The following is a 449-nucleotide window of genomic DNA, read 5'->3' as shown; positions in this document are numbered from 1 at the left end:
GACTACTGGGGTATCTAATCCTGTTCGCTCCCCACGCTTTCGCTCCTCAGCGTCAGTGACGGCCCAGAGACCTGCCTTCGCCATTGGTGTTCTTCCCGATATCTACACATTCCACCGTTACACCGGGAATTCCAGTCTCCCCTACCGCACTCAAGCCCGCCCGTACCCGGCGCGGATCCACCGTTAAGCGATGGACTTTCACACCGGACGCGACGAACCGCCTACGAGCCCTTTACGCCCAATAATTCCGGATAACGCTTGCACCCTCCGTATTACCGCGGCTGCTGGCACGTAGTTAGCCGGTGCTTATTCGAAAGGTACACTCACCCCGAAGGGCTTGCTCCCAGTCAAAAGCGGTTTACAACCCGAAGGCCGTCATCCCGCACGCGGCGTCGCTGCATCAGGCTTGCGCCCATTGTGCAATATTCCCCACTGCAGCCTCCCGTAGG

1 rRNA gene is annotated in these 449 nt (G+C 59.0%); it reads right to left on the bottom strand.

The window, feature by feature from the left end:
- Positions 1–449, bottom strand: a 16S ribosomal RNA gene (locus DCS96_RS18395); the annotation flags it as partial.

The sequence above is a fragment of the Zobellella maritima genome (genome assembly GCF_003075035.1).
Taxonomy (GTDB): Bacteria; Pseudomonadota; Gammaproteobacteria; order Enterobacterales; family Aeromonadaceae; genus Oceanimonas; species Oceanimonas maritima.
This window is presented reverse-complemented; position numbering and strand designations above follow the sequence as displayed.